The organism is Streptomyces sp. NPDC054961, from assembly GCF_053609145.1.
In genome coordinates, this window is sequence record NZ_JBSGWY010000025.1 from 23,325 (window position 1) to 30,684 (window position 7,360).

General features: G+C 72.9%; 5 protein-coding genes. 3 read left to right on the plus strand and 2 right to left on the minus strand.

All coding sequences use genetic code 11. The features are described 5' to 3' along the window. Positions 1-39: 39 nt before the first annotated feature. Positions 40-912, plus strand: a complete 873-nt coding sequence (locus ACWF9Z_RS22295) for a DivIVA domain-containing protein (protein ID WP_453604511.1) — start codon at positions 40-42, stop codon at positions 910-912. Positions 913-936: 24 nt separating this feature from the next. On the opposite strand, the gene ACWF9Z_RS22300 is transcribed toward ACWF9Z_RS22295, so the two are convergent. Together ACWF9Z_RS22300 and ACWF9Z_RS22305 are read right to left on the minus strand one after the other, a co-directional pair. Then, positions 937-1,815, minus strand: coding sequence for a hypothetical protein (locus ACWF9Z_RS22300; protein ID WP_453604513.1), 879 nt, complete (start codon positions 1,813-1,815; stop codon positions 937-939). A gap of 83 nt (positions 1,816-1,898) precedes the next feature. Continuing rightward, complete coding sequence (locus tag ACWF9Z_RS22305) at positions 1,899-3,539, minus strand: MFS transporter (RefSeq protein ID WP_453604515.1); 1,641 nt, start codon at positions 3,537-3,539, stop codon at positions 1,899-1,901. A gap of 345 nt (positions 3,540-3,884) precedes the next feature. On the opposite strand from ACWF9Z_RS22305, the gene ACWF9Z_RS22310 reads away from it, so the two are divergent. After that, positions 3,885-4,661, plus strand: coding sequence for an ABC transporter ATP-binding protein (locus ACWF9Z_RS22310; protein WP_453604516.1), 777 nt, complete (start codon positions 3,885-3,887; stop codon positions 4,659-4,661). Then, complete coding sequence (locus ACWF9Z_RS22315) at positions 4,658-7,228, plus strand: ABC transporter permease (protein WP_453604518.1); 2,571 nt, start codon at positions 4,658-4,660, stop codon at positions 7,226-7,228. Before ACWF9Z_RS22310 ends, ACWF9Z_RS22315 begins: the two co-directional genes overlap by 4 nt. The last annotated feature ends 132 nt before the right edge of the window (positions 7,229-7,360 follow it).

Consider the following 7,360-nt stretch of genomic DNA (forward strand, 5'->3'; position numbering starts at 1 on the left):
ATCCTTGACGGGAATCCCCGCGAGAGAGGCGCTTCCAGGATGAGTGCACCCTTTACGACCGTGCGCGGCCGCGGCTACCGGACGGAAGAGGTGGACCGGTACCTCGCCCGGCTGTCGGGGAGTCGGGACGAGGCCTGGGAGCGGGTGGCCAGGCTGACCGTGCTGGCCAAGCAGATGGAAGCGGAGGCGGAGCGGCTGCGGGTGGCCGTCTCCGGGCTGGCGCCGCAGACGTACGAGGACCTCAGCGAGCGGGCCCGGCGGATCCTGCGGCTGGCCGAGGAAGAGGCGCAGACCGTGGGGCTCGACGCCCGCGCGGACGCGCTGGCGGCGGCGGGCGCGGCCGAGGCGCACGCCGAGCGGGTGGCGGACCTGGCGCGCACGGACGCGGAGGCGGTCCGCGACCAGACCGAGGTCCGGGCCCGGCAGGGCCTGGCGCGGGCGGCCCGCGAGGCGGACGAGGCGCGGGCGGAGGCACGGGACGACGCCGCGGCGTGGCGGGCCGACGCGCAGGCGGCGCTGGTGGAGACGCGCCGCCGGGCGGACGCCCTGCTCGCGGAGCGCGAGCAGGAACACGGGGAGCGCTGGGACGCGTCCGAGCGGGAGCTGGCGGCGCGGGAGGCGGAGCTGGAGTCCCGGCACGCGGAGCAGGAGCGGTACGCGGCCTCGCGGCTGGCCGAGGCGAAGCGGGGGCTCGCGGAGGCGGAGGAGGCCGCGCGGCACGGGCAGGAGGACGCGGAGGCGAGGGGCGCGGAGCTGATCGCGCAGGCGCGGGTGCGGGAGGAGCGGGTCGGCCGGGAGACGGAGCGGATCCTGCGCGAGCACGAGGAGGCGCAGGAGGAGATGCGGGCGCACATGAACCACGTCCGCTCCAGCCTGGCGTCCCTGACGGGCCGCGCCCCCGCGGAGGGCTGACCGCGCCCCCCGCGCGGCGGTGGGTCAGGACGGGGGCGCGCACCGGGACGGGTCGCTGCGGAGCCCGCGGTTGGTGACGACCACGGTGAACCCGGCCGCCACGGGCTCCACCGGCGCCACCGCGGCCATCGCGGCCGCCCCGGCCGCCTCGGCCGCCTCGGCCGCCCGTGGTGCCGGGAGCGCCGCCACCAGGGTCCCCGCCGCAGTGGCCTCGGTCGGCAGCACCGTCCCGTCCACCTCGATCCGCGGATCGTCCCCGAACCCCCCGCCCTCCACCGTCAGTACGCCGTCCGCCGTCGCGGACACCTGCGTGATCACGGGATTCGCCCGCGTCGCCATCTTGTTCACGAGGTACGCGCCCGCCGGCGCCCCCGTCAGCGCCCACATCTCCGCCGGCAGCTTGGGAAGTCCGCCGCTCACGTCCGTGACGAAGAACGCCACCACGTACAGCATGGTGACCGCGCTGAGGGCGACGTACTGGAGGTCGACCAGGTCGGTGCGCCCGCTGTCGTTGGAGATCAGATCGTGCAGCGGGCGCCGTTGCGCGCCCTTCGGCGCGGGTTTGGCCATGCTGCCGTGCTCCACCCGCAGGCCGACCACCGCCTTCGCGGCGATGAGGGCGGCGTACGGGCCGCCGAGCAGGGGCAGGTAGACGGTCGTCAGGGAGGACAGCGGGCCGTCGGAGCCCTGGAACCAGTCGGGTCCGCCGCCCGCGGTGAGCCCGTAGGCGAGGGTGGCGCAGAGGAGCCAGAGCAGGATCACGGTCCAGGCCAGGGCCAGGGTGATGGAGGTGGAGAGGCGGCCGTCGCGGCCGGTGACGAAGCCGGGATGGCGGACGAGCCGCAGGACGACCGGCCCGGCCAGGGCGGCGAGTAAGGCGAGTGCGAAGAGCGCGGAAAGCATGGATCCCCCGGGAAGTCGGTCTCCGTAGAGCGTGACGCACCCTGCCGGGCCATGACAACCCGCCTTCGTGCGCGGGTCGTTCCCTACTCCCCGCGCTGCTCCGGCAGCACCGGGAACCTCCGGGGTGCCATCAGGAGCAGCACCAGCGCCGAGGCGGCCGCCGCGACCGTGGCGCCGAGGAAGATGTGGTCCCCGGCGGCCGCCACCGCGCGCCGCAGGTACTCGGCGGCGGCGGGCGGGAGGAGCCCCGGCGCGGCCAGGGCCTCGGACACGTCGCCCAGGTGCTCCGGGAGTCCCGGCACGGGGGCGTCGGCCAGCCGGCCCGCGAGGGTGGCGTTGGCGACGGCCCCCAGCAGCGCCGCTCCGACGCTCTGGCCGACCTGCCGGCAGAACAGCACCGAGGCCGTCGTGGTCCCGCGCTCCGCCCAGCCCACCGTGGACTGGACGCCGACGATCAGGGGGAGCTGGAAGAGGCCGAGGGCTCCGCCGAGCAGGAACATGATCAGCGCGGGCTGCCAGGGGGAGGCGGGGTAGGGGAGCAGGGTGAAGGAGAAGAGGATCGCGGCGGCCAGCGCGACCCCGGTGGCGGCGGTGTCGCGGAAGCCGGCGCGCCGGTAGACGTGCTGGGCGAGGGCGGCGCTGATGGGCCAGCTCAGGGTCATCGCGGAGGTGACCAGTCCGGCGCTGGTGGGGCCGAGGCCGAGCACGGTCTGCGCGTACGTCGGCATGAACACCATCGGGGCGACCATCAGCAGGCCGAGCCCGGCCATGGCGAGGTTCACGGCGGCGATGGTGCGCCGGCGCCACACCCAGCCCGGCAGGATCGGTTCCGCCGCCCGGCGTTCGATGCGGACGACCAGGGCCCCGAGCGCGGCGCTCGCGCCCAGCAGCCCGAGCGAGGGCGCGGACAGCCAGGGCCAGGCGACCCCGCCCTGGACGAGCGCGAAGAGCAGCAGCCCGCCGCAGGCGAAGACGCCGAGCGCGCCCGCCCAGTCGACGGGGCCCCGGCGGCGGACCGGCGGCCGGACGGGCTCGACCAGGTGGCGCGTGATGATCCACAGGGCGGCGGCCGCCAGCGGGAGGTTGAGCAGGAAGATCCAGCGCCAGTCGGTGTACGAGGCGATCAGACCGCCGAGCGCGGGGCCCGCCAGCGCGGAGGTGGCCCACACCGCGGACATCCGGGCCTGGATGCGGGGGCGTTCGCCCAGCGGGTAGAGGTCGGCGGCCAGGGTCTGGACGGTGCCTTGCAGCGCGCCGCCGCCCAGGCCCTGGAGGATCCGGAAGGCGACGAGGGCGGCCATGTTCCAGGCGGCCGCGCAGAGCAGGGAGCCGAGGAGGAAGAGGCTGATGCCCAGGAGCAGGACGGGCTTGCGGCCGTGGGTGTCGGAGAGCTTCCCGTAGACGGGCAGGGTGACGGTTCCGGCGAGGATGTAACCGGAGAAGATCCAGGAGAAGACGGCGAAGCCGCCGAGGTCGCCGACGATCTGCGGGACCACCGTGGAGACGATGGCGCCGTCGAGGGCGACGAGTCCCATCGTCAGCATGAGCGCGGCGACGACGGCGGTACGGGGCCGTACGGGCGTACGGGCGTCGGCGCCCTTCGCTCCGGCCCCGGTCCGGGCCCCGGCTTCGGCTCCGGTCCCGGCCCCGGTCTCCGCGGCGGCGGAGGGTATGCCTCCGGCGTCGCCGCCGGTACTCGCGCCCGTGCTCTCCCCTGAGCCCATGACATGTCCCTTCCACCCCGGCGTACCTGCGCGGACACCCTCTCACCGGCGCGCGTCGGGGTGGTATCCCCCATCGCGCCTCGTCCCCACGGCTGACATCCCCTAGGGGTTGCTCCTCACAAGGGTCCAGGGACGCTTCGTCCCGGCGGATGAGGAAGTACGGCGCCCGGGGTCTTTAACTGGTTACTACAGGACGGGGAGTTCGGGGGTAGGGCTAGCACCCCTATGGATACGGCGCTTGGCACCAGCGCGCCAGAGCCCCCCGGCCGGAAGACTGTGAGCGAGCACCCTGCGGACCACGCGGACCGTAGGAACGACCAAGGGGGAAACACCGTGACAACGGCTATGACCGAAACCAGGCACGGGGGCACTGGAGGGCATGCAGCCGTCGCGGCGCGGGCGCGGCAGGTCGTCAAGGCCTACGGCTCCGGCGAGACGCGGGTCACCGCCCTCGATTCGGTGGACGTGGACATCCAGCGGGGCCAGTTCACCGCGATCATGGGGCCCTCGGGCTCCGGCAAGTCCACGCTGATGCACTGCCTCGCCGGCCTGGACACGGTGACCAGCGGCCAGATCTTCCTGGACGAGACGGAGATCACCGGCCTCAAGGACAAGAAGCTCACGCAGCTGCGCCGGGACCGGATCGGCTTCATCTTCCAGGCCTTCAACCTGCTGCCGACGCTCAACGCCCTGGAGAACATCACGCTCCCCATGGACATCGCGGGCCGCAAGCCCGACGCGCAGTGGCTGAGCCAGGTCGTGGAGACGGTGGGCCTGGCGGGCCGCCTCAAGCACCGGCCGACGGAGCTCTCGGGCGGTCAGCAGCAGCGCGTGGCCGTCGCCCGCGCCCTGGCCTCCCGCCCGCAGATCATCTTCGGTGACGAGCCGACCGGAAACCTCGATTCCCGGGCCGGCGCCGAGGTGCTGGGCTTCCTGCGCCGCTCGGTGGACGACCTCGGTCAGACCATCGTGATGGTCACCCACGACCCGGTCGCCGCCTCCTACGCGGACCGCGTCATCTTCCTCGCCGACGGCCGCATCGTCGACGAGATGCTGAACCCGACCGCGGACGGCGTGCTCGACCGCATGAAGGACTTCGACGCGCGCGGGCGGACCTCATGACCGTCATGAAGACCGCGCGGCGCAACTTCGTCGCGCACAAGGGGCGGATGGCGCTCTCCGCCGTCGCCGTCATGCTGTCCGTCGCGTTCGTCTGCGGCACCCTGGTGTTCACCGACACCATGAACACGACGTTCGACAAGCTGTTCGCGGTCACGAACTCCGATGTGACGGTCAGCCCGAAGAAGACCGAGGACGGCGGGGAGGGCTCCGGCACCGGCAAGCCCGAGTCGCTGGCCGGCTCGGTCGTCGAGCAGGTGAAGAAGGCCGAGGGCGTCAAGGCCGTCGAAGGCGGCGTCGCCTCGATGGCCGTGACGGTCGTCAACTCCAAGAACGAGAACCTCGGCTCGACCACCGGCGCACCGACCTTCGCGGGCAACTGGACCGAGAACGAACTGAAGTCGATGAAGATCATCGAGGGGCAGGCCCCGCGCGGCCCCACCGAGGTGATGATCGACGGCGACACCGCGAAGAAGCACCACCTCAAGCTCGGCGACGACCTGCGCACCATCGCGGTCACCGGTGACATCCGCTCCAAGATCACCGGCATCGCCGCCTTCACCGTCACCAACCCGGGCGCCACCGTCGTCTACTTCGACACGGCCACCGCGCAGCAGAAGCTGCTCGGCGCCCCGGACGTCTTCACGCACCTCAACGTCACCGCCAAGGACGGGGTGAGCGACGCGCAGCTCAAGCAGAACGTCGCCTCCGCCGTCGGCGCGGACACCTACGACCTGAAGACCGCGAAGGAAGCCGCGGACGCCAACCGCAAGGACATGTCCTTCCTGGACATCATGAAGTGGGTGATGCTCGGCTTCGCCGCGATCGCCTTCCTCGTGGGCATCTTCCTGATCTTCAACACCTTCTCGATGCTGGTCGCCCAGCGCACCCGTGAGATCGGCCTGATGCGCGCCATCGGAGCCGAGAGCGGCCAGGTGCTCAAGTCCGTCGTGGTCGAGGCCTTCCTGCTCGGCGTCGTCGGCTCGGCCCTCGGGGTCGGCGCGGGCATCGGCCTGGCCGTCGGCCTGATGAAGCTCATGGGCCAGATGGGCATGAGCCTGTCCACGGAGGATCTGACGATCGCCTGGACCACCCCGGTCGCCGGCATCGTCCTCGGCGTCGTCGTCACGGTCGTCTCCGCCTACATACCGGCCCGTCGGGCCGGCAAGGTCTCCCCGATGGCGGCCCTGCGCGAGGTCGGAACCCCCGGCGACAAGAAGGCCGGCCGGATCCGTGCCACGGTCGGCCTGGTCCTCACGGGCATCGGCGGCGCGGGCCTGTACCTCGCCGCGACGGCCGACAAGGCGGGCACCGGATCCCTGTGGCTGGCCATGGGCGTCCTGTTCACCCTGATCGGCTTCATCGTGATCGGCCCGCTGCTCGCCGGCGTCGTGGTGAAGGCGCTGTCCGCCCCGGTGCTCCGGCCCTTCGGCTCCATCGGCCGGCTCGCCGAGCGCAACGCGCTGCGCAACCCGCGCCGCACCGGCGCCACCGCCGCCGCGCTGATGATCGGCCTCGCGCTGGTCGCCTGCCTGTCGGTGGTCGGCTCCTCGATGGTGGCCTCCGCCACCGACGAGCTCGACAAGACGGTCGGCGCGGACTACATCGTCCAGTCCCAGACCCAGCCGGTCGTACCGCAGGCCGAGGAGACGTTGCGGAAGACCCAGGGCCTGGACCACGTCACGGCGTACCGGGAACTGGACGTCAAGATCACCGCCCCCGACGGCACCACCGAGAAGGACGGCCTCGGCGCCCAGGACCCGACGTACGCCAAGGACGTCCGGCGCAAGATGACCGCCGGCGAGCACGCGGCGGCCTACGGCCCGAACGCCATGTCGGTCGGCTCGGAGTACGCGGACAAGCACCACGTGAAGCTCGGTGACGAACTGACGGTCGCCTTCACCGGCGGCAACACGGTCAAGCTCAAGGTCGCCGCGATCACCAGCGACGGGGGCGGCCTCGACCGGGGCATGAAGTACACCAGCACCGCCGTCGCCGAGGCGAACGTGCCGGCCGACAAGCTGCCGCGTCCCTTCATGCTGCTGGCCTCGGCGAAGGACGGCCAGGAGGCCACCGCGTACAAGGCGGTCAAGGCGGCGCTGGCGGAGTACCCGCAGTACCAGGTGCTCAACCAGACCGACTACAAGCAGGCCCTGAAGGACCAGGTCGGCCAGCTGCTGAACGTGGTCTACGCACTCCTCGCCCTCGCGATCATCGTCGCGATCCTGGGCGTCGTGAACACCCTGGCCCTCTCGGTGGTCGAGCGGACCCGCGAGATCGGCCTGATGCGCGCCATCGGCCTCTCCCGCCGCCAGCTGCGCCGCATGATCCGCCTGGAGTCGGTGGTCATCGCCCTCTTCGGCGCCCTGCTGGGCCTCGGCCTGGGCATGGTGTGGGGCGCCACCACCCACCAGCTCCTGGCCCTGGCGGGCATGAAGGTGCTGGAGATCCCCTGGTCGACGATCCTCGGAGTCTTCGCCGGCTCCGCCGTGGTCGGCCTGCTCGCCGCGCTCTTCCCGGCCTTCCGGGCGGGCCGGATGAACATCCTGAACGCGATCGCCAGCGAGTAGTCGCCCGCGCGGTCGTACGGGGGAAGACCCGGCCCCCCGGGGGCCCCCGGCCGGGGGGGGGCGGGGGCGCGCGGGCGGGCGCCGCCGGCCCGCCCGCCCCGACCAGCCGCGCCCGCCGCCGCAGGCCGCGCG

Excerpts from the sequence above, each read along its gene's own strand:
- ACWF9Z_RS22295 (WP_453604511.1), top strand. The coding sequence starts at position 40 with ATGAGTGCACCCTTTACGACCGTGCGCGGCCGCGGCTACCGGACGGAA.
- ACWF9Z_RS22300 (WP_453604513.1), bottom strand. The coding sequence starts at position 1,815 with ATGCTTTCCGCGCTCTTCGCACTCGCCTTACTCGCCGCCCTGGCCGGG.
- ACWF9Z_RS22305 (WP_453604515.1), bottom strand. The coding sequence starts at position 3,539 with ATGGGCTCAGGGGAGAGCACGGGCGCGAGTACCGGCGGCGACGCCGGA.
- ACWF9Z_RS22310 (WP_453604516.1), top strand. The coding sequence starts at position 3,885 with ATGACCGAAACCAGGCACGGGGGCACTGGAGGGCATGCAGCCGTCGCG.
- ACWF9Z_RS22315 (WP_453604518.1), top strand. The coding sequence starts at position 4,658 with ATGACCGTCATGAAGACCGCGCGGCGCAACTTCGTCGCGCACAAGGGG.